Annotated in this window: 21 protein-coding genes and 1 pseudogene; 9 read left to right on the top strand and 13 right to left on the bottom strand. The window is 61.0% G+C overall.

What is annotated here, in order from left to right; all coding sequences use genetic code 11:
- Positions 1-42: 42 nt before the first annotated feature.
- On the top strand, positions 43-606 hold the full coding sequence (locus JFU58_RS05345) for an NAD(P)H nitroreductase (protein ID WP_003214103.1): 564 nt from the start codon (positions 43-45) through the stop codon (positions 604-606).
- Between the two features lie 148 nt (positions 607-754).
- Here JFU58_RS05345 and JFU58_RS32540 read toward each other — a convergent pair whose 3' ends face one another.
- The 7 genes and pseudogenes from JFU58_RS32540 to JFU58_RS05315 all read right to left on the bottom strand — a co-directional run bounded on the left by JFU58_RS32540 (position 755) and on the right by JFU58_RS05315 (position 8,572).
- Complete coding sequence (locus JFU58_RS32540; protein ID WP_371103562.1) at positions 755-1,510, bottom strand: methyl-accepting chemotaxis protein; 756 nt, start codon at positions 1,508-1,510, stop codon at positions 755-757.
- Positions 1,511-1,612: 102 nt separating this feature from the next.
- Positions 1,613-2,602 (bottom strand): annotated as a pseudogene (locus JFU58_RS32535) (PDC sensor domain-containing protein); the annotation flags it as partial.
- 413 nt (positions 2,603-3,015) lie between these two features.
- Positions 3,016-3,417 (bottom strand): YbaN family protein, encoded by a 402-nt coding sequence (locus JFU58_RS05335; RefSeq protein WP_008435511.1) that lies wholly within the window; start codon positions 3,415-3,417, stop codon positions 3,016-3,018.
- A gap of 170 nt (positions 3,418-3,587) precedes the next feature.
- Positions 3,588-4,196 carry a biliverdin-producing heme oxygenase gene (locus JFU58_RS05330; RefSeq protein ID WP_063027555.1) on the bottom strand — a complete coding sequence of 203 codons (609 nt, stop codon included), beginning with the start codon at positions 4,194-4,196 and terminating at the stop codon, positions 3,588-3,590.
- Between the two features lie 129 nt (positions 4,197-4,325).
- Positions 4,326-6,905: a TonB-dependent receptor gene (locus JFU58_RS05325; protein WP_201139997.1), complete on the bottom strand. Its 2,580-nt coding sequence runs from the start codon at positions 6,903-6,905 to the stop codon at positions 4,326-4,328.
- A gap of 118 nt (positions 6,906-7,023) precedes the next feature.
- A complete protein-coding gene (locus tag JFU58_RS05320; protein ID WP_063027559.1) occupies positions 7,024-7,992 on the bottom strand; it encodes a FecR family protein in 969 nt (322 codons plus the stop codon).
- Positions 7,993-8,053: 61 nt separating this feature from the next.
- Positions 8,054-8,572 carry an RNA polymerase sigma factor gene (locus JFU58_RS05315; protein WP_003214115.1) on the bottom strand — a complete coding sequence of 173 codons (519 nt, stop codon included), beginning with the start codon at positions 8,570-8,572 and terminating at the stop codon, positions 8,054-8,056.
- Between the two features lie 368 nt (positions 8,573-8,940).
- Here JFU58_RS05315 and JFU58_RS05310 point away from each other — a divergent pair, with 368 nt between their 5' ends.
- A complete protein-coding gene (locus tag JFU58_RS05310; protein WP_201139700.1) occupies positions 8,941-9,903 on the top strand; it encodes an IS110 family transposase in 963 nt (320 codons plus the stop codon).
- 32 nt (positions 9,904-9,935) lie between these two features.
- Here the strand turns inward: JFU58_RS05310 and gap are convergent, their stop codons facing one another.
- Positions 9,936-10,937: a type I glyceraldehyde-3-phosphate dehydrogenase gene (gap, locus tag JFU58_RS05305; RefSeq protein ID WP_003214117.1), complete on the bottom strand. Its 1,002-nt coding sequence runs from the start codon at positions 10,935-10,937 to the stop codon at positions 9,936-9,938.
- Between the two features lie 221 nt (positions 10,938-11,158).
- On the opposite strand from gap, the gene edd reads away from it, so the two are divergent.
- The 4 genes from edd (at position 11,159) to JFU58_RS05285 (ending at position 16,269) form a co-directional block, all read left to right on the top strand.
- Positions 11,159-12,985, top strand: a complete 1,827-nt coding sequence (edd, locus tag JFU58_RS05300; protein WP_093205618.1) for a phosphogluconate dehydratase — start codon at positions 11,159-11,161, stop codon at positions 12,983-12,985.
- Positions 12,982-13,938, top strand: a complete 957-nt coding sequence (locus JFU58_RS05295; RefSeq protein WP_201139995.1) for a glucokinase — start codon at positions 12,982-12,984, stop codon at positions 13,936-13,938. Before edd ends, JFU58_RS05295 begins: the two co-directional genes overlap by 4 nt.
- A gap of 140 nt (positions 13,939-14,078) precedes the next feature.
- Entirely contained in the window at positions 14,079-14,810 is a 732-nt protein-coding gene (locus JFU58_RS05290) for a response regulator (protein ID WP_010169994.1), read from the top strand.
- Entirely contained in the window at positions 14,800-16,269 is a 1,470-nt protein-coding gene (locus JFU58_RS05285; protein ID WP_201139993.1) for an ATP-binding protein, read from the top strand. Before JFU58_RS05290 ends, JFU58_RS05285 begins: the two co-directional genes overlap by 11 nt.
- A 152-nt stretch (positions 16,270-16,421) precedes the next feature.
- On the opposite strand, the gene JFU58_RS05280 is transcribed toward JFU58_RS05285, so the two are convergent.
- The gene (locus JFU58_RS05280) at positions 16,422-17,351 is read right to left on the bottom strand and encodes an AraC family transcriptional regulator (RefSeq protein ID WP_063027566.1); all 930 of its coding nucleotides are present in this window, start codon (positions 17,349-17,351) and stop codon (positions 16,422-16,424) included.
- Between the two features lie 327 nt (positions 17,352-17,678).
- On the opposite strand from JFU58_RS05280, the gene JFU58_RS05275 reads away from it, so the two are divergent.
- Both JFU58_RS05275 and JFU58_RS05270 read left to right on the top strand, forming a co-directional pair.
- The gene (locus JFU58_RS05275; protein ID WP_003214130.1) at positions 17,679-18,020 is read left to right on the top strand and encodes an antibiotic biosynthesis monooxygenase family protein; all 342 of its coding nucleotides are present in this window, start codon (positions 17,679-17,681) and stop codon (positions 18,018-18,020) included.
- Positions 18,021-18,063: 43 nt separating this feature from the next.
- Positions 18,064-18,312 (top strand): hypothetical protein, encoded by a 249-nt coding sequence (locus JFU58_RS05270; RefSeq protein ID WP_063027568.1) that lies wholly within the window; start codon positions 18,064-18,066, stop codon positions 18,310-18,312.
- A 140-nt stretch (positions 18,313-18,452) separates the two neighbouring features.
- Here the strand turns inward: JFU58_RS05270 and JFU58_RS05265 are convergent, their stop codons facing one another.
- Positions 18,453-19,085 carry a flavin reductase family protein gene (locus JFU58_RS05265; protein WP_017475641.1) on the bottom strand — a complete coding sequence of 211 codons (633 nt, stop codon included), beginning with the start codon at positions 19,083-19,085 and terminating at the stop codon, positions 18,453-18,455.
- Positions 19,086-19,281: 196 nt separating this feature from the next.
- Here JFU58_RS05265 and JFU58_RS05260 point away from each other — a divergent pair, with 196 nt between their 5' ends.
- A complete protein-coding gene (locus JFU58_RS05260) occupies positions 19,282-20,037 on the top strand; it encodes a COG4705 family protein (protein ID WP_017475642.1) in 756 nt (251 codons plus the stop codon).
- A 63-nt stretch (positions 20,038-20,100) separates the two neighbouring features.
- Here JFU58_RS05260 and JFU58_RS05255 read toward each other — a convergent pair whose 3' ends face one another.
- From JFU58_RS05255 to JFU58_RS05245, 3 genes are all read right to left on the bottom strand, one after another.
- Entirely contained in the window at positions 20,101-21,420 is a 1,320-nt protein-coding gene (locus JFU58_RS05255; RefSeq protein ID WP_063027572.1) for an MFS transporter, read from the bottom strand.
- 289 nt (positions 21,421-21,709) lie between these two features.
- Positions 21,710-23,041 (bottom strand): sigma-54-dependent transcriptional regulator, encoded by a 1,332-nt coding sequence (locus JFU58_RS05250; RefSeq protein ID WP_017475644.1) that lies wholly within the window; start codon positions 23,039-23,041, stop codon positions 21,710-21,712.
- Complete coding sequence (locus JFU58_RS05245; RefSeq protein ID WP_177025503.1) at positions 23,035-24,801, bottom strand: ATP-binding protein; 1,767 nt, start codon at positions 24,799-24,801, stop codon at positions 23,035-23,037. Before JFU58_RS05245 ends, JFU58_RS05250 begins: the two co-directional genes overlap by 7 nt.
- Positions 24,802-24,854: the final 53 nt, after the last annotated feature.

The following is a 24,854-nucleotide window of genomic DNA, read 5'->3' as shown; positions in this document are numbered from 1 at the left end:
TTCCCGCTAGAATGACCGCACATTTTTCTCTGGAGGTGGCCAATGCAGGCTCTCGACGCTTTGCTCAACCGTGTTTCCGTGCCGCGACTGCTGGACCCGGCACCGACCCAGGAGCAGCGCGATCTGCTGTTCGCCGCCGCCATGCGCGCGCCCGACCACGGCCAGCTGCGGCCTTGGCGTTTCCTGACGGTGGAAGGTGCGGCACGTGAGCGCATGGGCACGCTGCTGGCCGAAGCCGCCCGCCTGCAGGACGCCGACGCGCCCCAGGCCGCGATCGACAAGGCGCAGAACGGCCCGCTGCGTGCGCCGTTGGTGGTGGTAGTGATTGCCCGCCTGCAAGAACATTTCAAAGTGCCAAAATCCGAGCAGCTGCTGGCGGCGGCCTGTGCGGCCCACGGGATTCTGCTGGCGGCGTACGCCCAGGGGATCGGCGCGGTGTGGCGCACCGGTGAGTTGTCGTACTCGGCCCATGTCGCCAAAGGCCTCGGGCTGAAGGCGGATGAGGAAGTGATTGGCTTCCTTTACCTGGGCACCCCACAAAACCCGCCGCGTACGGCCCCGAAAGAAGACCTGGCGCCGTTTGTGGCAGCCTGGACGGGTCAATAAGGCACCGCAACTCTGCTGTGGACGGGCTTGTGTGGGAGCGGGCTTGCTCGCGAATGCGGGGTGTCATTCAGTACATGTACCGACTGATCCACCGCATTCGCGAGCAAGCCCGCTCCCACATTGGGTCCTCACTGGATTCAAGCTCGGGTCAAACCCGAAACTGATCCATCAGCTTCATCTGCTGGCTGGCCAAGGCATTGAGCTGGCTGCTGATGGCTGCCGATTCGGTGGCTTGGCCGGTGAGGGTTTCGGTCACTGTGCGGATCGCCGAGACGTTGCGGTTGACCTCTTCGGCCACCGCACTCTGCTGCTCGGCAGCGCTGGCGATTTGCAAGTTCATGTCGCTGATGACCGTCACCGCATCGCTGATCTTGCCCAGGGCCTGCACCGCCTGATGAATCTGCCCGGCATTGTTCTGCGCCTGGGTCTGGCTCGAGTGCATGGTCGCTACCACCCCACGGGTGCCGGTCTGGATGCGCTCGATCACCAGGCGAATCTCCTCCACGGAATCCTGGGTACGCTTGGCCAGGTTGCGCACCTCGTCGGCCACCACCGCAAAACCTCGCCCGCTTTCCCCGGCCCGTGCTGCTTCAATTGCGGCGTTCAGGGCCAGCAGGTTGGTCTGTTCGGCGATGCTGCGGATCACTTCCAGTACCGAACCGATCTGCTCACTGTTCACCGCCAGGGCTTCGACTTCGGTCACGGCCTTGCTGACTTCTTCGGCCAGGGTGGTGATGTCGCGGGTGCTGCGCTCAATGATCTGCATGCCTTCACGGGCTGACTGGTCGGCACCGCGGGCAGCGCTGGCGGCGTTGGAGGCGCTGTTCGCCACGTCGTGGGCGGTGGCGCTCATTTCATTCGAGGCCGTGGCCACCTGGTCGATCTCACGGAACTGCACCTGCATGCCCTCACTGGTCTGGCGCGCGATTGCCGAAGACTGGTCGGCGGTGCCACGGGCTTCGGTGATGCTTTGCTTGATTTGCGCAATGGTCGGCTGCAGCTTGTCGAGGAAGCGGTTGAACCAGTTCACCAGTTCCCCCAGTTCATCCTTTTTACCGTAGGCCAGGCGCTGGGTGAGGTCACCGTCGCCGCTGGCGATTTCCTTGAGCATGGCGGCCACGCTGTTGATCGGCCGGGTCACGCCGGTGGCTGTCAGCCAGATCAGCAACAAGCCCAGCAGGCCGGCGGCTGCGCCCACCAGCAACGCCTTGACGGTGCCACTGGCCTGGGCTTTGTCGAGCACGGCCTGGAGTTTCAGTGAGTCTGCCAACAGCACTTGTTTAGGCAGCTTGATCACTACCCCCCAGGATTTGGCGTCGGCAATCGGCTTGACCGGGTACACGGCGCGAATCGTGCCGTCTTCCTCGCGGATCTTGCGGGTATCGCTGGCCAACAGTTGCACGATCTCTTTGCCTTCGGCGCCGAGAGTGTCCACCAGGTTTTTACCGACCTTGGCCGGCTCGCCGCTGTAGCCGGCGATCAAGCCGTTACCAGACAGTATTTCGAGAATCCCTGCACCGTTGAACAGCTCTTTTTGTGCGGCATCGGTGGCCGCTTGAAGGGCGTTGAGGGCGAGGTCGATCCCCACTACGCCGATCACCTTGCCGTCGACCAGCAGGGGCAGGGAAATGGTGGTCATCAACACCGGTTTGCCGGCTACGGTGTCTTCATACGGGTCCAGCAGGCAGGTGTTTTTGGTGTCCCGTGGGCAGGTGTACCAGATGTTGTAAGGCGTACCGCTGAGGTTGAGGGTGGTCTTGGTCAGGTCATCCTCGACCATCACCGTGTTCAGGCCTTCGCTACCGGCGCGGCTCCAGTAGCTGGAAAAACGGCCTTTTTCGTTGGACACACGGGCGGCGTCGTTGACGAATTCGCTGTCTTTGCCGTCGAGGGCGTTGGGCTCGAACGACAGCCAGATACCAAGCACCTTGGTGTTGCGGTCGAAGGCGGTTTTCAGGCTGTGGTTGAGTTCTTCACGCAAGGCCCCGGCGTCCATGGAACGCTTGCTGGCCAAGGTACGCAGGTCTTTGATCTGGTCGGCAAGGGCGGTGACCACCAACAGGCTTTCACCGAAGGTCTTTTGCAGTTGCACCGCTTGTTCAGCGGCCTTGGCCTGCAGCAGGTTCTGTACGCTGTCGGTGAGCATTCGCGAGCTTGAATCGTTGATCAACTGGTCGTTCTGATTGGTCTGGTAGAGGTTCATGCCGACCACCAGGGCGATTACCCCCAGCAGGCAGAGACCGGACAACAGCACGATTTTCAAGCGAATGGAGAGGGTGTCGAGCATAGGTGTACCCGCGAATGGACTTATTAGTATGCAAGCTCAGGCGAGTCCATTCGGCGCTATGCCCGGAATATCGGCTTGGGGCGGCAGTTCATGAGCGGGAGCCGATGGGTGGTAGGCGTTTGTCAGGTCGGTTGCGGGAGGCGTTCCGGCCGAGACCAGATCCACAGGTTGCCCATGCTCATTCCGGCGATGGCCAGGTAGATCGGCCAGCCGTGGTCAAGCATCACCAGCATCAAGCCGGCGCACAGCAACATGCTCACGGTGGCGCTGACTTTGGCCCGGCGGGCGATGATCTTGCCATTGCGCCAATTGAACAGGATCGGCCCGAACAGGCGGTGGTTTTCCAGCCATGCGCTCAGGCGCGGTGAGCTTTTGGTGGCGGCCCAGGCGGCCAGCAGGATGAATTCAGTGGTGGGTAAGCCCGGAACCACAATCGCAATCAAACCGATGCCCAGGCTGACGTAGGCCAGCAGGCCGAACAGGACACGGGCGATTTTGGATGATGATTGGGTTTTGCCGGTCATGGGTGCGGTTTGCATGGATGGATTTACGAAGGATTCAAAGTGAAACCGGATCAAAATGTGGGAGCGGGCTTGCTCGCGAATACGGTGGATCAGTCGGTACATGTATTGACTGACACACCGCATTCGCGAGCAAGCCCGCTCCCACATTTGATTGCATTCCAATCAGGGAATCAGGCCAGTTCAGGGGCGCTAGCGTACGCCTGTTCCAGCAACACGGTGAAGCGCACGAACGCATCAATCGCGCCTTTCTCCACTTCGGCTTCTTCTTCTGCGCTGAATTCCAGTGCGTCGAGGGTGCGAGTGAAGCGCTTCCAGCCTTCAGCGCGACCACCCGCCGGCTCGCCCAGGTGGCGGGCGCCGAAGGTTTCGCTCAAGCCCAGGCCCACGGCACGCTTGATCAGGAACGCGGCGCCCAGCTTGGAGCCTTCAGACACGAACAGCCAGCCCAGGGCTTCGGCCTTGCTCGGGTTTTTCACCGCGCCGGCAACTGGTGCCGGTACTTCGGTGTCCAGGTCGCCCAGGTCCAGCTTGGCCGCTTCGGCACGGCAGCGCTCGGCCAGGTCGGGGACGATCTTGATCAGCTCGGCATCGTTGTACAGCGCCACCAGCTCCGATTGGAACAGGTACTGCGCAACCACGAAGCGGGCGAAGTTGGCCTGGGTTTCAAACGGTGCATGGGCCTTTACCAGCGCGTCGAGCTTGGTGTGCGGCTCGTTGGTGATCTGGTTCAGGCGCTGGGAGCGCAGGGCGGCACGTTCTGCGTTAGGAGAGGCGGTCATCGGGAAGTCCTTGAGAAGAGAAAGCGTCTGGTTGCCAGGCTGTTATGAACTAGACGAACCAGAAGACGCGTCACAGTAAAAAATCCTCACCCCGCCGAAGATAAAATCCGGCGGGGGAGGCTCCATTGATCAGATGTCCCAGATCAGGTTGATCGCAAAGTTGCGGCCCGGTTGGGTCAGGCGGTCCAGGTTGGCCGGCCCGGTCACACCCGCTTCGCCGACGCTGTCGTAGCTGCGAACGTCGTCCCAGTCCCAGTATTTCTTGTCGGTCAGGTTGTACAGGCCACCGTTGATGGTCACGTCGTTGGTGACTTTGTAGAAGCCGGTCAGGTCCACGATGCCGAAGCCCGGGGTCTTGAACGGGCCGTTGGCGCTGTTGCCGTCGGGGGCGAAGAAAGTGGTGCTGTCGACGCGATTCTGTTTCTTGACCAGGGTCCAGCTGACCAGGGCACCGTAGTTCTGCTGGTCGTAACCCAGGCCAAATACGCCCTTGAGCGGGTTGACGCTGTTCAGCGGTTCGCCGTTGTCGTCGTTGCGCCCGTAGGTGTAGGCAATCGAGCCTTTGGTGTACAGGCCCTGCGGCGCGCCAAACGCATCGAGGTTCAAGCGGCCCTTGGCTTCCACGCCCTTGATGGTGGCGTGTTTGATGTTGTTGGCTTCGAACTGCTGAACCGTGCCACCAGCGACCGAGGCATCTTCGTTGATGAAATCACGGTACTTGTTGTAGTACACCGCCACGTCAAAGGAGCCCGAGTCGAAGTTGCCGCGAATTCCGGTTTCGACACCTCGGCTGCTTTCCGGCTTGAGGTCCGGGTTGGGTTCGACGGTGTAGCTCTGTTGCAGGTTTTCAAAGCGGCCATACAAGGCCTTGGCCGACGGCGTGCGATAGCCTTCGGCGTACTGGCCGAACCAGGTGTATTGCTCGGTCAGGGCGTAAGTCACGCCGAATTTTGGCGTTACACGGTGCCAGTTCTTTTCCGAATTGCTGTGGTCGTAGATGCGTGCCGGGTCAACGGTATTGAGAAATTCCTGAGTCAGCTTGGGTTTGAGCTGGATGTAGTCGTAACGCACGCTGGGCAGGAAGGTCCACTTGTCCCAGGCAATCTGATCCTGGGCAAACAACGCGTAGGAGTTGATGGTCGGATCCGGGAAGTCGCTGGCCTTTTTCACGCTGTCGGCGGCCGACGGGCTCGGTGCGCCGATGGCCGTGCAACCGCTGCCGACCGCCAGGCAGGTCGCGGAGCCTTCACGGGAACCCGTGACTTTCTGCTGTTTGAGGGTAGTGCCGTAGGTCACTACATGATCGGTTTCGCCGATGCTGAAAGCCTTGTCCAGCTGCGCGTCGAATACCCACTGTTTCTCTTCGTACAGGGTGTCGCGGGTGCGCAGCACCTTGCGCGATGGCTGGTAGATCTCTGCGGTGGTCTGGTCGGTCTTGGCGATCTGGTAGTTGAGGCTGGTCTTGATGTGATCGGCAATCGGCGAGTCGAGGGCGAACGTGTTTTCTATGCCGAAACGCTCGCGGGTGATGGTGTCGTTGCCTGTACGGCCGCGGTAGAAGTTAAAGCCCTGGCCACCGACGAACGGGCCACCTACCGCGTTTTTCAGGTTGGTGTCGCGATCATCCTTGAACTTCTCGTAGGTCAGGCCCAGGCGATTCTCTTCACCATAATTCCAGCCGAGCTTGGCCAGTATGTTAGTGGTGCGCGCATCTTCCGGGTTGGCGCCGGTGCGGGCCAGGCCGGTGGCGTTATTGCCGTCGTAGGACTCCATTTCGTGGCCGTTGCGCTGGCTCAGGTGCAGCAAGCCGTCGAAGTCCTGTACGCGACCGGCGACGGTGCCGGAGGTCAGCCAGCTTTCGTCGGCGGAGCTGTAGCCGGTCTTCAGGCGCGCGCCGAAATCCTGGCCGGGCTTGATGATGTCGTCGGGGTCGAGGGTGAAATAGCTCACGGCGCCGCCGATGGCGCTGCTGCCGTACAACGCCGAGGCCGGGCCGCGCAGGATTTCCACGCGCTTGACGATTTCCGGGTCGACATAGTTGCGGCGGGTCTTGGCGTAGGGGCCGTTGAAGAAGTTGTCCGGGACTTCGACGCCGTCCACCTGGGTCAGGATGCGGTCACCGTCGATGCCGCGAATGTTGTAGCCGGCGTTCCCGGAGCGGGTCCCGGCACCCCCCACCGACACACCTGGCTCATAGCGCACCAGTTCGCGGATGGTGTTGACGTTCTGGCGGTCCAGTTCTTCGCGGTCATGCACGGTCACGGTGCTGGGCACGCTGTCTACGGCCTGTTCCTGGCGGGTGGCGCTGATGGTCATTTGTTGCAGGGTGATGGCGCTGCCGGCGGCGCGTTTTTCCAGGACGATGTTGTTGTTGCTCAGTTTGCGATAGCCCAGGTTGGTCCCCACCAACAGCCGGTCCAGGGCTTTATCTGCCGGCAACGCGCCGCGTACGCCAGGGGACGACACACCCTGGCCCAGTTCGGCGGGCAGGCCGACTTGCCAGCCGGTCACCGCGGTGAAGGCGTTCAGCGCCGAGACCAGGGATTGCTGCTCGATGCTGAAGCTGTAATTGCCCTGGCTGCGGGTGGCAGGCTCAGCGGCGGTAGCGGCCATGACGGGCGCACCGGCCAACAGGATTGCGGCCGTCAGCAGGGACAAGCCGTGGCGGCGAACGAGCGAAGAGGACCGGCGGTTGAAACGAGACGACATCGAGAGCGCTCCGGAAGGTACGAATCTTATAGTTGCGACACTGAATCAAATAGGAATCAGTTGCATTGGCTATAACGAGACGTACCGCCGATGGCTATCGAGTAAAAATAATTCTCATTTAGTTCAGGATCACCAGCGCCGGGTATTCCGAGAGCTTGGCGGAAGTGATGTGGGCCAGGGAGCGCACGACGTCGAGAGGCTGGTCCAGGCGGTAATTGCCGGTGACCGCCACGCTGGCGAGCTTGTCGTTGTTGTTGACGATCCAGCCGGGGTAGTAGCGACGCAATTCGGCCAGCACTTCGCTCATCGGGCAGTTTTCGAAGATCAACCGACCGTCGACCCAGGCCAGGTCCTTGGTGGTGTCCAGCTTGGCGGGTTGGCCGAAGCCCTTGGGCCCGATGCGGATACTTTCACCGGCGCTCAGGCGTACCCGCGCATCGTCAAAGGTGTTGCTCAGGTCGACGTCGCCGCGTTGTACCTGAACCTGGGCTTCACCGTTCAAGTAGCGCACCGCGAAGGACGTATCACGCACACTGGCGCGCACCGGGCCGGCGTCGATTTCCAGGGGCAGGCCACGGCTGGGCAGCACTTCGAAAAATGCCTCGCCCTGATACAGGCGCGCGATGCGCTGGTGGTCCTTGATGCTGCTGGAGAACGCGGAATTGGTGTTCAGCAAGACTTTTGAGCCGTCGTCCAATTGAAGTCGCTGGCGTTCGCCCACCACCGTCAAGTGGTCGGCCTGCAGGCGCATCGGCAGGTTGCTGAAGCTGAACAGGCCCAGCAGCAACACAGCGGCAGTGGCCAAGGGTTTCCAATGCGGTTTGATACGACGCCACGCACTGGGTTTGCGCGGCGCATTCAGGGCGACGGCAGCGCTGTGCACGGGTGCGCCGGCCCAGGCAGTCTGGGCCTTGATGAAGGCTTCGGCGTTCAAAGGGTCGCGGGCGAGCCAGGCTTCAAACTCGTCTTGCTGCCCGGGCTGCGGGCACTGCAAGGCGATCAGCCAGTCGAGGGCTTGGTCCATAGCCGTGTCTTGCAACACCTCATGAGCCAGCTCATGAGGGCGCAGTTTATTCGGATCCGTCACGGTGTTCCTCGGGTCTTCGCCACGTTTTAATCAATAGTCCTGCAGGCTGTGCCGACAAAGCTTAAGGGCGATCCAGTCTTTCGGCCACACCTATGCAGATGGCCATGATCAATTTCAGTTCCTTTTGCACAGTGCTCAAGGACACGTCGAGCTTGTCGGCAATTTCCTGATAGCTGCAACCGTGCAGGCGGCTGAGGATAAAGATCTGCTGCTGGCGGGCGCTCAACTGTCCGAGGCTGACACTCAGGTGCTCGAGCAATTGCTCGGCCTGTGTCGCGTCTTCGGGGGTGCTGACGGGGGAGGCGACGCTTTGCAGCACGTCCAGCGGGACATCTTCCTGCAGGGTGCGGGCTTGAATCCTGCGGGCGCGCAGGTGATCCAGCGCCAGGTTGCGCGCCGTCTGGTAGACGAAGGGTTCGAGGTGATCGATCGGCCGTTCGCTCAAGGCCCGGGTCACGCGCAGGTAGGTTTCCTGTAGCAGGTCCTCGGCGGTGCTGTGGTTATTCACCATCCGCTGCAAGGTGCGCAGCAGAATCACCCGCTGGGTGAGGAAGACTTGGTTGAAGCGAGATTGGCTCACAGTGATACCAGACCGATTTGCAGCGAATGATAATGCTTATCATCAACGTAAATGGCAAGTGGCTATTTCTGAGCATGAAGCAAGACCCTGTGGGAGCCGGGCTTGCCCGCGATATACGCAACACGGTCCGTCAGATGGACCGCGTTGACTGCATCGCAGGCAAGCCAGCTTGTATGGTTAGACTTGTAGGGGTGGTGGGACTAAAAGCCAGCATCTGACTCTAGCCAGTACAGACCGTGGGAGACTTCGCCCCACCCCTTCACCAAAGCGCCGATAAGGAATGCATCGGCCATGACCGACGATAGAAGCAAGCCAGCGCAACGGTGAAGCCCCAACAAGCCCATAAACCCTAACCCGGAGCGTTTTTCATGGCAATGACTGTCTTGCAATCAATCATCGGCGTGGATGTTGCTAAGGCTGAAGTCGTGGTCTGTCACATTGAAACAGACGAATTGAAGATTGTGCCCAACAACAAAACCGAGCTGAGGGCGTGGCTCAAATCTCTACCCGTGGACAGTGCCATCGCGATTGAGGCGACCAATATCTATCACCTGGATACGGTCAATTTGGCTCACGGGATGGGCCATAAGGTTTATGTGATTGATGGCTACCGCCTTAATCACTACCGCAAAAGCACGGGTGGGCGGGCGAAAACAGACGCCAGCGATGCGCGTTTACTGGCCCGTTATTTGAAAAATGAACAGGCTGATTTACGTGCCTGGAACCCGCCGCCGAAGATCTATACCAAGCTTCAAAGCTTGCTTCGCCGACGGGCAGCGTTGGTGAAAATGCGGGTTGGCCTTAGCCAAAGCTGGGCAGGTGAGCCACTCCTTAAGGCCTCATCAAAAAATGTCTCAGCCTGCCTTGCGAGACATGAACGGCTTATTGAAAAACGGATATTAGATGCCGTCACTGAGGCGGGCCTCTTGCATCAGATCAAACGCTGCCAAGCTGTTGAGGGGATTGGTTTTCTCACTGCGGTGGCGCTCACGATGGCGTTTCAACGAGGCGAGTTTGAAAGTGCCGATGCCTATATCGCGTTCCTGGGAATGGACTTGAGAGTATCTGACTCGGGGCAAATGAGCGGACGTCGCTCACTGAGCAAAAAAGGAGACTCGGAGATCCGTCGATTGCTGCATAACGCGGCGTCAGCAGGTATCAAGTCAAACGCTTGGAAACCGCTCTATGAAGGCTATCTGGGCAGAGGCCTGAAAACGACTCAGGCCTTGGTTATCATCGCTCGCAAGCTGGCGCGTATCGCGTTCTCCCTCATGAAAAACCTAAGCGAATACCAGTCGAAAGCGGTTTTGGGGGCTTCCCCCCAACCATAGAATCTCCCACAGGAGAGGTCAGCACCGCTGGTTTATTCGGCGTTGCACAGCGCCAGGCAGTTATCCAGCATGCGGTTCGAGAAGCCCCACTCGTTGTCGTACCAGGCCAGCACTTTCAGCAACTTGCCGCTGACCTTGGTGTGATTGGCGTCGAAAATCGACGACAGCGGGTTATGGTTGAAGTCACTGGAAACCAGCGGCAGGGTGTTGTAGCCGAGGATTTTCGAGTGTTGGCTGGCTTCTTTGAGCAGTGCGTTGACTTGCTCGGCGCTGGCTTCTTTTTTCAGTTGCACGGTGAGGTCCACCAGCGACACGTTGATCACCGGCACACGCACGGCCATGCCGGTCAGCTTGCCTGCCAGTTCCGGCAGCACCAGGCCCACGGCTTCGGCAGCGCCGGTCTTGCTCGGGATCATGTTCTGGGTGGCCGAACGCGCGCGGTACGGGTCGGTGTGGTAGACGTCGGTCAGGTTCTGGTCGTTGGTGTAGGCGTGGATAGTGGTCATCAAGCCGCTTTCGATGCCCAGTTCACGGTGCAGCACCTGGGCCACCGGTGCCAGGCAGTTGGTGGTGCAGGAAGCGTTGGAGATGATCTGGTGGGATTGACGCAAAATGTCGTGGTTTACGCCATACACCACGGTGGCATCGGCACCCTTGGCCGGGGCCGAGATGATCACCTTGCGCGCGCCGGCGGTAATATGGGCGGCGGCCTTGTCACGGTCGGTGAACAGACCGGTGCATTCGAACACCACGTCCACCTTGTGTGCAGCCCACGGCAGGTCGGCCGGGTTGCGAATGGCACTGACGGCAATCCGGTCACCGTTCACGGTCAGGCTTTCCTGATCATGAGCGACCTCTGCGTCGAAAGTACCGTGGACGGTGTCGTATTTAAGCAGGTGGGCATTGATCGAGCTGTCGCCGAGATCGTTGATGGCGACGATCTGCAAATCCTGGCGGTAGCCTTGGGTATAAAGTGCGCGCAGGACATTTCGGCCAATACGGCCAAAACCATTGATAGCGATACGTAGAGTCATTGGAAGGTGCCTGTCGTCGATTTGTTGTAAGAATTACAAGATTATTCGCATAAAAATAGAAAACAAGCCTTTTTAGTGGCAATATTTTGTTCAATCTACAACGAGTGACCTGAATCAACTGGTCCGATTGGTCAAGCAACACCCTGCCAACCTCTTCGCGGCGGGCGTTTGACCAGCATAGACTCTCAGGTCGCCACATCCGTTAGCCTGGAGTTCTATACATGCATCCCCGCGTACTTGAGGTCACCGAACGGCTTATCGCCCGCAGCCGTGCAACCCGTGAGGCATACCTTGCGCTCATTCGCGGCGCTGCCAGCGACGGTCCGATGCGCGGCAAGCTGCAATGCGCCAACTTTGCCCACGGCGTGGCCGGGTGCGGCACCGAAGACAAAAACAGCCTGCGCATGATGAACGCCGCCAACGTGGCAATTGTTTCGTCATATAACGACATGCTGTCGGCGCACCAGCCGTACGAACATTTCCCCGAGCAAATCAAAAAGGCCCTGCGTGAAGTCGGCTCTGTTGGCCAGTTCGCCGGCGGTACCCCTGCCATGTGCGACGGCGTGACCCAGGGCGAGCCAGGCATGGAGCTCAGCCTGCTGAGCCGCGAAGTGATTGCCATGTCCACGGCGGTAGCGCTGTCCCACAACATGTTCGACGCCGCGCTGATGCTAGGTATCTGCGACAAGATCGTCCCCGGCCTGATGATGGGCGCCCTGCGTTATGGCCACCTGCCGATGATCTTTGTGCCGGGCGGGCCGATGCCGTCGGGGATCTCCAACAAACAGAAAGCCGACGTGCGCCAGCGCTACGCCGAAGGCAAGGCCACCCGCGAAGAGCTGCTGGAATCGGAGATGAAGTCCTACCACAGCCCGGGCACCTGCACCTTCTATGGCACCGCCAACACCAACCAGTTGCTGATGGAAGTGATGGGCCTGCACCTGCCGGGCGCATCGTTCGTCAACCCGTACACACCGCTGCGTGACGCCCTGACCCGCGAAGCCGCGCACCAGGTCACGCGCCTGACCAAGGCCAACGGTAACTTCACGCCGATCGGCGAGATCGTCGATGAGAAATCCATCGTCAACTCCATCGTCGCCCTCAACGCCACCGGCGGTTCCACCAACCACACCCTGCACATGCCGGCCATCGCCATGTCGGCGGGCATCATCCTCACCTGGCAAGACATGGCCGACCTCTCCGAAGTCGTGCCGACCTTGTCCCACGTCTATCCAAACGGCAAGGCTGATATCAACCACTTCCAGGCGGCGGGCGGCATGTCGTTCCTGATCCGCGAACTGCTGGAAGCCGGCCTGCTCCACAACGACGTCAACACCGTGGCCGGTCACGGCCTGAGCCGCTACACCCAGGAACCGTTCCTGGTGGACGGCGAGCTGGTATGGCGTGAAGGCCCAATCGAAAGCCTCGACGAAACCATCCTGCGCCCCGTGGCCCGTGCGTTTTCCCCGGAAGGTGGCTTGCGGGTGATGGAAGGCAACCTCGGCCGTGGCGTGATGAAAGTCTCCGCCGTGGCCCTTGAGCATCAAATCGTCGAAGCCCCGGCCGTGGTGTTCCAGGACCAACAAGACCTGGCCGATGCCTTCAAGGCCGGCCAGCTGGAAAAAGACTTCGTCGCGGTAATGCGTTTCCAGGGCCCGCGCTCCAACGGCATGCCGGAATTGCACAAGATGACGCCGTTCCTCGGCGTACTGCAGGATCGTGGTTTCAAAGTGGCGTTGGTAACAGACGGGCGCATGTCCGGCGCGTCGGGTAAGATTCCCGCCGCGATTCATGTCAACCCTGAAGCCCAGAGCGGCGGGCCACTGGCACGCGTGCGCGATGGCGATATCATTCGCGTGGATGGCGTCAAAGGCACCTTGGAGCTTAAGGTGGACGCCGAAGAATTTGCAGCGCGTACGCCTGCCACGGGCCTTCTGGGCAATAACGTGGGGGCCGGTCGCGAGCTGTTTGCGTTTATGCGTTTGGCCGCAAGCTCCGCAGAGCAGGGCGCCAGCGCCTTTACCTCTGCCCTGGAGACACTTAAGTGAAGCTTGCGCTGGTCGGTGATATTGGGGGTACCAACGCCCGTTTTGCGTTGTGGCGGGATCAGGAGCTGCATTCGATCCGCGTCCACGCGACGGCGGATCATGCCAGCCCCGAAGAGGCGATCCAGGTCTATCTGAAGGAAGAAGGCCTGGCCATCGGCTCCATTGGCGCGGTGTGCCTGTCGGTCGCCGGGCCGGTGAGCGGAGATGAATTTAAATTCACCAACAACCATTGGCGCCTGAGCAAGACTGCTTTCTGCAAGACTTTACAGGTGGACGAGCTGCTGCTGGTGAATGATTTCTCGGCCATGGCCTTGGGCATGACCCGCCTGAAACCGGATGAATTCCGTGTGGTGTGCGAAGGCACGCCGGAACCGTTGCGGCCTGCGGTGGTGATTGGCCCGGGCACTGGCCTGGGTGTCGGCACCTTGCTCGACCTCGGCAACGGTCGTTGGGCGGCACTGCCGGGGGAGGGTGGCCATGTCGACCTGCCGGTGAGCAGCCCGCGGGAAGCTCAGCTGTGGCAGCACATCCACAATGAGATCGGGCATGTCAGCGCTGAAACCGCCTTGAGCGGTGGCGGTCTGCCGAGGTTGTACCGGGCGATCTGCGCGGTGGACGGCCATGAAGCCGTGCTGGAAACTCCCGAGGCCATCACTGCCGCTGGCCTGGCGGGCGACCCGATTGCCCTGGAAGTGCTGGACCAGTTCAGTATCTGGCTGGGCCGCGTTGCCGGTAACAATGTGCTGACCACCGGCGGTCGTGGAGGGGTTTATATCGTTGGCGGCGTGATCCCGCGCTTTGCCGATTTCTTTATCAAGAGTGGTTTTGCCAAGAGTTTTTGCGACAAAGGCTGCATGAGCGACTACTTCAAAGGCATTCCGGTGTGGCTGGTGACCGCACCGTATTCCGGTTTGACCGGGGCTGGTGTAGCGCTGGAGCAGGCATTTGCGTAGGCAGTGATGGCGCCATCGCAGGCAAGCCAGCTCCCACAGGGAAATGCATTCCAAATGTGGGAGCTGGCTTGCCTGCGATGAGGCCCTCCAGAACAACGAATTATTAAGCCCGTCCCATCCCTAACAACAAGGACGACCCCGTGAGCGTAATCAGTAAATCCATTCTCCTGGTGGACGACGACCAGGAAATCCGTGAGTTGCTGCAAACCTACCTCAGCCGCGCAGGATTCCAGGTGCGTGGCGTGCCGGATGGTGCGGGGTTCCGCCAGGCAATGAACGAGGCGCCGTGCGACCTGGTGATCCTTGATGTGATGCTGCCGGACGAAGACGGCTTCAGCCTCTGCCGCTGGATCCGCCAGCACCCGCGCCAGGCGCAAGTGCCGATCATCATGCTCACCGCCAGTTCCGACGAAGCCGACCGCGTGATCGGCCTGGAACTGGGCGCCGACGATTACATCGGCAAGCCCTTCAGCCCCCGTGAGTTGCAGGCGCGGGTCAAGGCGCTGCTGCGTCGTGCCCAGTTTGGCCAGGAGCGCAGCGGCGGCGAGGTGCTGGTGTTTGGCGAGTGGCGCCTGGACATGGTCAGCCACCGTCTGTTCCACGTCGACGGCGAGGAAGTGATTCTCTCCGGCGCCGACTTTGCCCTGCTCAAGCTGTTTCTCGATCACCCCCAGCAAATCCTCGATCGCGACACCATCGGCAACGCCACCCGTGGCCGCGACCTGATGCCCCTGGACCGGATTGTCGACATGGCCGTCAGCCGCTTGCGCCAACGCCTGCGCGATACCGAAAAACCACCCCGGCTGATCCGCACCGTGCGCGGCAGTGGCTATCAATTGGCAGCCAGCGTGGTTGCCGGCAATGCCCACTGAGCGCCTGCGTGAACTGCGCCGGCGCATCCCGGTACCGCGTTCGCTGCTGGGGCGGATGTTACTGCTGACCCTGTTGGCGGTGCTGTTTGCCCAGGCGTTGTCCAGCGTGATCTGGGTGTCGCAACTGCGGGCTACCCAGCTCGAAGGCCTGGTCACCGCGGCCCGCAGCCTGGCGCATTCGATGACGGCCAGCGTCAGTTATTTCCGTTCCTTGCCGGTGGCCTTTCGGCCGCTGGTGCTGGACCAATTGCGCAGCATGGGCGGCACCCGGTTTGTGGTGACCCTCAATGACAAGCCCCTGGACATGGCGGTGTTGCCGGAAACCCCGCGCAAGCACGCGGTGCTCGGTGCGGTCGAAGAAGTGTTGCGCCAGACCCTGGGCAGTGACGTGCACGTGTCTGTGGAATTCGTCAGTGCCGAAGACCTGCGCATCTTCAATGCCGGTTTGAAACTCGATGAATTGCCGCGTTCCTGGGCGCATTACGCGCTGACCCTGGAGCCGGTGAATCCGCCGGTGTTGGTCACCCAGATCCAGCTGGCCCAGGGCGAATGGCTCTACATTGCCTCCTTGCTGCCCGAACCCTACACCAGCCTTGAAGAGCAAGGCCTGCCATACCAGCAGGTGTGGTTTATCGTGCTCACCAGCGGCTTCCTGCTGCTGTTTATCGGCCTGCTGGTGCACTGGCAAAGCCGTCCACTCAAGCGCCTGGCCAGGGCGGCGCGGGACATGTCCCTGGGCGCCGACGTGGAGCCGGTGGCCGAAGGCGGCGGCAGCGAAGTGGTGGAAGTGGGCCGCGCGTTCAATGCCATGCGCGAACGCATCAGCCGTTACCTGACCGAGCGTAGCCAGCTGTTCAGCGCGATTTCCCACGACTTGCGCACACCTATCACACGCCTGCGGTTGCGGGTGGAGTTGCTGGAAGACGAGAACCTGCAAGCCAAATTCGGCCGTGACCTGGATGAGCTGGAGTTGCTGGTCAAAGGCGCGTTGCAGTGCGTGAAGGACACGGATATCCACGAGAACATCGAGCCGGTAGACCTCAACCATGTGCTCGACTGCCTGGTGGAACCGTACCTGGCACCCAACGGCAATGGCCGCGTGACCCAACATGGCCGGGCACTCACGACATACCCGGGCAAGCCGCTGGCGCTCAAGCGCTGTATCGGCAACCTGATCGACAACGCCTTGAAGTACGGGCAGAACGCCCATTTGCATATCGAAGACGATGGCGCGGAGTTCATCCTCCACGTCGACGACGAAGGCCCGGGCGTACCGGAACAGCGCCTGGAACAGGTCTTCGAACCGCACTTCCGCCTGGCCGGGCAGCAACAGGGTTATGGCCTGGGTCTCGGCATCGCCCGCAACATTGCCCACAGCCATGGCGGTGAAGTGAGTTTGCGGAATTTGCGCGAGGGTGGCTTGCGGGTGACCTTGCAGTTGCCCCGCGGCCTGGATTGAACGCCACCCATACCGCAGCTGATTGAGTACTTGTGGCGAGGGAGCTTGCTCCCGTTGGACTGCGCAGCAGTCCCATCTTTTGGGGCCGCTTCGCGCCCCAACGGGAACAAGCTCCCTCGCCACATTATTAGTATCCGGCGTTATAACCGCGGTTAGACGCTCTGGCGTAACCGGGCCAGATCCCGCAACGGCGGTGCACCAAACAGCCGGCTGTATTCGCGGCTGAACTGCGAGGCGCTTTCATAGCCCACCCGATACCCCGCCGCCGAGGCTTCCAGGCCCTCGGCGATCATCAACCGCCGAGCCTCCTGCAAGCGCAACTGCTTCTGGTACTGCAACGGGCTCATGGCGGTCATCGCCTTGAAGCGGTGGTGCAAGGTCGAGACGCTGAGGTTCACTTCCTTGGCCAGGTCATCAATGCGTAGGGGTTGTTCGTAGTTGCCGTTCAACCAGGTGATCGCCTGGCTGACCCGATGGCTCTGACTGTTGGCAACCGCGATTTCATACAGCCGATAACCCTGCGGGCCACGCAACAAACGGTAGAGAATTTCCCGATTGATCAACGGCGCCAGCATCGCGATGTCTTTCGGCGTGTCCAGCAATCGGGTCAGGCGTAGTACGGCGTCGAGCAACTGGTTATCCAGGCGGTCGACATACATCCCGCGAGACGTAGGGCGTGTGGGTACACCCATGGGACCGGCTTCGGCAATCAGCGCGGTGATTTGGGCCGGGTCGATGTTGACCCGAAGCGACAGGTTGGGATCTTCCGGCGTCGCATCGAGGATGCGACCGGCCACCGGCATCGAAACCGAGAACACCAGGTAATTGAGCGGGTCGTAGGCGAAAACCTCATCCGCCAGGCGCACTTCCTTGCTGCCCTGGGCCAGGATGCACAGTGCGGGCTCCACCAGTACCGGCATGAAGTCGCGCGGGGTGTTATGGCGATTGAGGTACAGCGAAGTGATCGCCGTGCCGTAGGAACCATCCTCCCAGGTATGCCGACGCACGATACCGGCGAGTTCTGCGCGCTGCTTTTCCATATCGGCGTCGAGGGGCGTGGAGCGAAGGTCGGGCGACGACATGGGACATCCTCTGGTGCTTTTGACGATGGGCACAGCTTAACGGCGGCTTTGCAAAAAGCGGTACGTCGATTCTGCACAATCCTTGCCTGATCCTGCGATAAATCGTGAATCAGGCAAGCACAGGGCTGTCATGCCCCTGAAATACGGCAGTCATGCCGGGAACAAAACCCGCACGCCGATTGCTATCTCTGCGCATCTCGCAGGATTGTGCAATAAGCCGGCAGGAATCGACTAACTGCATCCACCCCTGCGCCCGTATCTTTGATCCTGTGGCAACACGCCCTCACAGTGCTTGCCGAGCATCACTTCTCAACGGGAGAGTCGAACATGTCCACCCCCATTCCCGCGAGCCATATGGCCTTTATCCGTGCCCGTACCGGGTACAGCACCGAACTGGGTGCACGCTTGAGCAGTTTGATCGAACCGGGCCGCCAGGCTCAGGGTTGCCTGCAATTCTCGTTGCAGCACTCCCTGGCCGACCCGGATGTGTGGTTGGTGTCGGGCTTCTGGAGCAGCGAGCAGGCGATGAGTGCCTACTTCAGCTCGCCGGCGCTGATGGTCTTCACCGAGTTGTTGAATGACATGGTGGTTCGCAGTATGGACTTCCAGACCTTCACCGACGCCTCGGCGGCCAACGCCTATGGCGAGTACCTGCAACTGGCGGGCTAGTGCTTTAGAATGGCCGCCTTTCCCATTGGCCAGGACCTGCAACATGGCACGTAAAGAGTTTGCCCACCACGAAGCCGTTTCCGCCTTGGTGCGTGAAGAAGAGGGTGGCTATAGCGCCGCCATCGCCGTCAAGGCGCTGGATGGCATGGGCGCACCGCGCTTTCACAAGATCCTCGATGGACAGAAATTCAAGACCGCTGATGACGCTGATGATGCTGCAGCTCTGCAACTGGAGCGCTTGGTCAATGTAGATGAAGACGGTCAGCTTTCTTGGGCAACTTCCGCCAACTAAAACACCGCTGATCCAAATGCGGGAGCGGGCTTGTGTGGGAGCGGGCTTGCTCGCGAATGCGGTGGATCAGTTGGTCTATGCATTGACTGACACGCCCCCTTCGCGAGCAAGCCCGCTCCCACATTTTTATCGCATTCCAATCAGCGTTTCGCGGCGCCTGGGCGGTACATTTTGAACAGCGCTTCCGGCCCCAGCTGAAAATAATCCGCCGGGCCGCCTCCACGCAGGATCGGCTCGGCGGCAGCGGTGTCGTACACCCCGTCTTTCAACAGCCACTTGGCGATATGCACCGCCACGACCTCGCCAAGCACCAGCCAGCTCGGCACCAGCTCCTTGTCGGCGCGCTGCAGCTGAATGATCTGCGTCACCTTGCACTCGAACGACACCGGGCTCTCACCCACGCGAGGCACGGCGATCACCTTTGAAGCCACCGGCGTCAGGCCCGACAATTCAAACTCGTTGACCTCGGGCGAGACCGGCGCGCAGCTCTGGTTCATCTGCTCGGCCAGCGGGCGGGTAGCCAGGTTCCACACGAACTCACCGGTCTGTTCGATGTTGTTCAGGCTGTCTTTGCGCCCGACACTGGAAAACCCAATGATCGGCGGAATGTAGTTAAACGCATTGAAGAAACTGTAGGGCGCCAGGTTCAGGCGGCCTTCGCGGTCCTGGGACGAAATCCAGCCAATCGGGCGTGGGCCGACAATCGCATTGAATGGGTCATGGGGCAGGCCGTGGCCGTTGGCGGGTTCGTAGAAATGAATATCGTCGGACATGGCCGGGGTTCCTGCTGCGCGGTTCTGGGGAGGGCACCATAGTGCAATCCAGCGCGGCGGATTTCTATCATCCATATGGAATTTTCATACAGCCCCCACCTATTTTTCACAGCTTCCGGTTCAGTCTGCGCGCCAGGTCGACACCCCCTGATAAGTCGATCGATTGAAAGACTGAGCCTTTGGAGCCTTCCGCACGATGAACAAACTTCCTCAGATCACCCTGGCGTTCTGGGTCATGAAAATCTGCGCCACGACCCTGGGCGAAACCGCCGGGGACTTGCTGTCGATGACCTTGAATGTCGGTTACGCCATCAGCTCAATGATCCTGATCAGCGTGTTCCTGGTCACCCTGGTGACGCAACTCTGGTCGAAAACCTACAACCCGGTGCTGTACTGGATCGTGATCCTGTCCACCAGCACCGCCGGCACCACCATGTCCGACTTTATGGACCGCACGCTGGGGCTAGGTTATGCCACGGGGTCGATGATTCTGGTGTCGATCCTGGTGGCGATCTTTGCCCTGTGGCGTATCAGCGGCGATTCGCTGAACGTGAACAAGGTGCAGACCTTTCGCGGTGAACTGTTCTACTGGATGGCGATCCTGTTCTCCAACACCCTGGGCACGGCGCTGGGGGATTTCCTGGCGGATGATTCCGGGCTCGGGTTTGCCGGTGGCGCCTTGCTGATCGGCGCGAGCATCGCGGTGGTGGTGTTGCTGAAATACTTCACGCGGATTTCGGCGGTGCTGTTGTTCTGGGTGGCGTTTGTGCTGACCCGGCCGTTCGGCGCCACCCTGGGTGACTTCCTGACCAAACCCCATGAAAAGGGCGGGCTGGACTTTGGCACCATCGGCTCGTCGGCGGTGTTGGCGGCAGTGCTGGTGGTGATGATTGCCGGGGCGGCCTATGCCCAGCGTCGGTATGGGCGCCAGGCGGTTGCCGAGCTGTCTTGAGGCCAATAAAAAAAGGGCCATGTCAGTCAATGACATGGCCCCTTTTTTATTGCCGCCGAACCTTTAGTCCGTGGTAATCCGCGAATGCTTGCGGGTGTCCTTCATGGTCACATACACCAGCAGCGACACCGCAATACACGCGGTGACGTACCAGTAGTACCCGGTTTCCATGCCGATGCTTTTGAACCACAACGCGATGTATTCAGCGGTGCCGCCGAAGATCGACACGGTCAGCGCATAGGGCAAGCCAACACCCAGGGCGCGGATTTCGGTGGGGAACAGTTCAGCCTTCACCACGGCGTTGATCGAGGTGTAGCCGCTGACGATGATCAGCGCCGCCATGATCAGGAAGAACGCGCCCCACCAGGTCTGGATGGTGTGCAGGGTGGTGAGGATCGGCACCGTGAACAGCGTGCCGAGGACGCCGAAGGCGATCAGGATTGGCCGGCGGCCAACCTTGTCCGACAGCCCGCCGATGATGGGTTGCAGGCACATGAACAGGAACAGCGTGGCTGCCGAAATGGTGGTGGAGTCGGAGATGCTCATGCCGACGGTGTTCACCAGGTATTTCTGCATATAGGTGGTGTAGGTGTAGAACGCCAGGGTACCGCCCATGGTCAGGCCGACGACGGTCATCAGTTCCTTGGGGTGGCGCATCAAGGTGCGCATCGCGCTTTCCTTGGCTTTTTCTTTCTTGGTGAACGACTCGGTTTCTTCCATGCCACGACGCAGGTACAGCGCCACTACTGCACACAGGGCGCCGATGGCGAACGGGATACGCCAGCCCCAGTCGTACAGCTGCTCGGTAGTCAGGGTCTGTTGCAGCACGATCAGCACGCCAAGGGCGATGAGCTGGCCAGAGATCAGGGTTACGTACTGGAAGCTGGAGTAGAAGCCACGACGTTCCTTGGTCGCCATCTCGCTGAGGTAAGTGGCGGAGGTGCCGTATTCGCCCCCGACCGACAGCCCCTGCAGTAGGCGGGCGAATACCAGCAGGATCGGCGCACCGATACCAATGGCTTCATAACCCGGGCTCAGGGCAATCAGCAGCGAGCCGAAGCACATCAGGTACACCGAGGCCATCAAGGCCTTTTTACGCCCGACCTTGTCGGCGTACAGGCCCATCAGCCAGCCACCGATCGGGCGCATCAGGAAGCCCACGGCGAAGATAGCGGCGGTGTTCAAGAGTTGGGCGGTGGTGTCGCCTTTCGGGAAAAAGGTCTTGGCGAAGTACAGAGAGAAAGCAGCGTAGACGTACCAGTCGTACCACTCGACCATGTTGCCGACCGATCCGCTGAAGATCGACTTGATACGGCTGGAGGTGGTGCGTTCTTTTGCCGGCGCAGCCGCCGACCCCAGAGGCAGGGAGTTGGAGTTATCCATTTAAGGATCCTTCATCTAATTGTTTTTGTGGAGCGCGCCCGAGCGCAGCCTGGCTGGGCTATAGCAGGAGCTGTGCCAAACAGATGAAGGCCCGGTCTAGAGGGGTTTGGAGATTTTTTTGAGCGGAAAGTCGCTGATGATTGAAGGGCGATGAGCGGAAAACCGCCGACGAAGATCGCTCCCACGCTCTGCGTGGGCGCGCATCCTGTGACGCTCCGCGTCACGATTTTAAGGGCGGACGCGGAGCGTCCAGAGCTGCATTACCACGCGGAGCGTGGGAATGATCGGGTTAGAGGAACGTGTCCCGCGCCAGGCCATGGCGCTGCATTTTTTCATTGAAGGTGCGCCGGGGCAGTTGCAGCTCGGCCAGCACCGCCTTGATATCGCCTTTGTGCCGGGTCAGTGCGGCTTTCAGGCAATGGGCTTCAAAGGCTTCCTGCTGGGCCGCCAACGATTGCCCGGCTTCGGCTTCGATACCTTCCGGCTCCGGCTCACCCAACCCCAGTACTTGGCGTTCAGCGACGTTGGCCAGTTCCCGCACGTTGCCCGGCCAGTCATGGCTGAGCAGGCGGCCCAGCGCCGGCCCGCTCAACGGAGCGAAGCTGCGGCCCAGGCGTTCGGCCGCGCTTTGCGCAAAGTGTTCGAACAGCAGCGGAATGTCTTCCCGGCGCTCCCGCAGCGGTGGCAGGCGCAGTTGCGCGACGGTCAGGCGGTAGGCCAAATCCTCACGGAAACGCCCAGCGCGGGCTTCGTCCAGCAGGTCCGGCTTGGTGGCAGCGATGATCCGCAAGTCCACCTTGATGCTTTGATTGGAGCCGAGCCGTTCCAGTTTTTGCTCCTGCAGCACCCGCAGCAATTTCACCTGCTGGGCGAGGGGCATGCTCTCAATCTCATCGAGAAACAGGGTGCCGCCGTCGGCGTATTCCAGCTTGCCGATACGCTTGCCCTGGGCGCCGGTAAACGCGCCACTTTCATGGCCGAACAGCTCGGCTTCAAACAGCTGCTCGGGAATCGCCGCGCAGTTCAGCGCCACAAATGGCTTCTTCGCCCGGGGGCCGAAATCATGCAGGCAACGGGCGACCAGTTCCTTGCCGCTGCCGGTTTCACCACGAATCAACACATTCACCGGTAAGCCCGCGAGGTCCAGCACTTGCCGGCGCAGGTTCTGCAAACCGCGCGACACCCCCAACAGGCTCGATTCCAGTTGGGCCCGGTGATCGGCCTGTTGATGCAGGCGGCGGTTTTCCAGCACCAGCCCGCGCTTGTCCAGCGCCCGGCGCAGGCTGCTGAGCAGGGCCTCGGGGCTGAAGGGTTTTTCGAGGAAGTCGTAGGCGCCGTCGCGCATGGCTTCGACGGCCATCGGCACATCGCCGTGGCCGGTGAGCAGAATCACCGGCAGGTCGGCGTCACGCCGCTGCACTTCAGCCAGCAACTCCAGGCCGCTGAGGCCGGGCATGCGCACGTCGCTCAGGATCACCCCGGGAAAGTCCCTGGGCAATTGCGCCAGGCATTCTTCGGCGCGGCCGAACAACTGCACCTCAAAGCCCGACAGGCTCAGCCATTGCTCGACGGCCGTGCGAATGCTGGCTTCGTCATCGACCACAATCACCGCGTTCAACATAGGTCTGGCGTCTCCAGCGCGATAGGCAAGGTCAGGGTAAAGATCGCCCCGTCACCGTGATTGCCGGCGCTCAGGCGACCGCCGAGTTCGTGGACGATAGCGTACGACACGGCGAGCCCCAAACCGAGCCCGTCGCCCACAGGCTTAGTGGTGAAGAACGGGTCGAACACGCTGTTGAGGTGTTCCTCGGCAATCCCGCCGCCGCTGTCGCTGACGGTCAGGCACCACAGCTGTTGATCGGCATGCAGGCGGATTTCCAGGCGTTTGCGCGGCTTGTCGGCCATGGCGTCGAGTGCGTTGCGCAGCAGGTTGATCAGCACCTGTTCCAGGCGGATCGCGTCGCCGCGTACCCAGGCCGGGCGGGTCAAATCGAGGACGGTGCCGATGGCTTCGTCCCGCAGGCGCGCATCGAGCAAGTGCAGGGATTGGTCCACCACCGTCGCCAGGTCGAGGCGTTCGCGCAGGCCGCTGGGGCTCTTGCGGGCGAAGGTCTTGAGGTGGCCGGTGAGCGCGGCCATGCGCGTGAGCATGTCGTCCAGCGGGGTCAGGGCCTGGTAGGCGTCGTCCACCCGGCCATGATCCAGCAGCAGCCGCAGGGTCGCCAACTGCATGCGCTGGGCGGTCAATGGCTGGTTGATTTCGTGAGCGAGAGCAGCAGACATCTGCCCCAGCGCTGCCAGTTTGGCGGATTGCACCAGGCCATCCTGGGCGGTGCGCAGGGCGCGGGTGCGTTCCTCCACCAACTGTTCAAGTTCTTCACGGCTGCGCTGGCGCAGGCGGGCGAGGCGCCAGCGTTGGGTCAGGAACAGCACCAGGAACACCAGCGCCAGCCATGAGCCGGCGGCAGCGAGGCCGGCGTTGCGTTGGTCCTCAAAGGCAACCTGTGGTTTGCGCAACAGGTGCAAGGTCCAGCCTTCGGCTTTCAGCGGCAGGGATTCCCAGATGTAATTGGCCTTGCCATCGGGGCCATCGACGCGCATCAGGTGGCTGTTCTCGTCAAAGCGCTGCAACGCTTCAGCGTCCAGCGGCAGCAGCTGTTTCTTGTCGTATTGGCGAGTGGCCTTGAGTTCGGCGTGGTCGCTGTCCGACAACGGACGCAGCGCGCGGTAGCGCCAGCCCGGCTGGTTGGCGATAAACACAATACCCCGCGCATCGCTGACCAGCAGCAGGTCATTGCCCTGAGCCCACTCGCGTTCCAGTTCCGGGAACTCCAGCTTGACCACCATGGCGCCGAGGAATTGTTCGTTCTCGCCGACCACCGCGCTGGAGAGGAAATACCCCGGAATCCCGGTGGTCACCCCCACCGCATAAAACCGCCCGGTGCCCTGGCTCAGGGTCTGGCTGAAGTACGGGCGAAACGCGTAGTTGTGCCCTACATAACTGCTGGGCAAATTCCAGTTGCTGGCGGCCACGGCCAGGCCGTTGCGGTCCATCAGTTCCAGGGTGGAAGACTGGGCGGCGCCGTTGATGCGCTCCAGCTTGCGGTTGAGCAAATCCTGGGTGGCGGTGTCCAGCGGGCCCTTCAAGGCGCTGATCATTTCCGAGTCCAGGGCCAGTACGGCGGGCAGGGCGCGGTAACGTTCGATCAGGGTGTGCAGTGAGTTGCCATAGAGCATGAGCTGCTGATTGGCGCGGGCAGCGTCATCCACCAGGGCCAGGCGTTCGGCGTGGCGGGTAGCCAGGGCGGCAGCCAGGACCGCGCCGGCGATGATCAGCAAGGAGTAGAAGGTCAAACGCAGCGGGCGGGGAATCGCAATCATACGAAGATGAACAGTGCAATTAGGGGCGAGCACCATAGCACGCGGCGCATGGC

The organism is Pseudomonas sp. TH34 (assembly GCF_016650865.1).
Classification (GTDB): Bacteria; Pseudomonadota; Gammaproteobacteria; order Pseudomonadales; family Pseudomonadaceae; genus Aquipseudomonas; species Aquipseudomonas yamanorum.
Note: the sequence above shows the minus strand (reverse complement) of the source record. Positions and strands in the feature narration are given on the sequence as shown.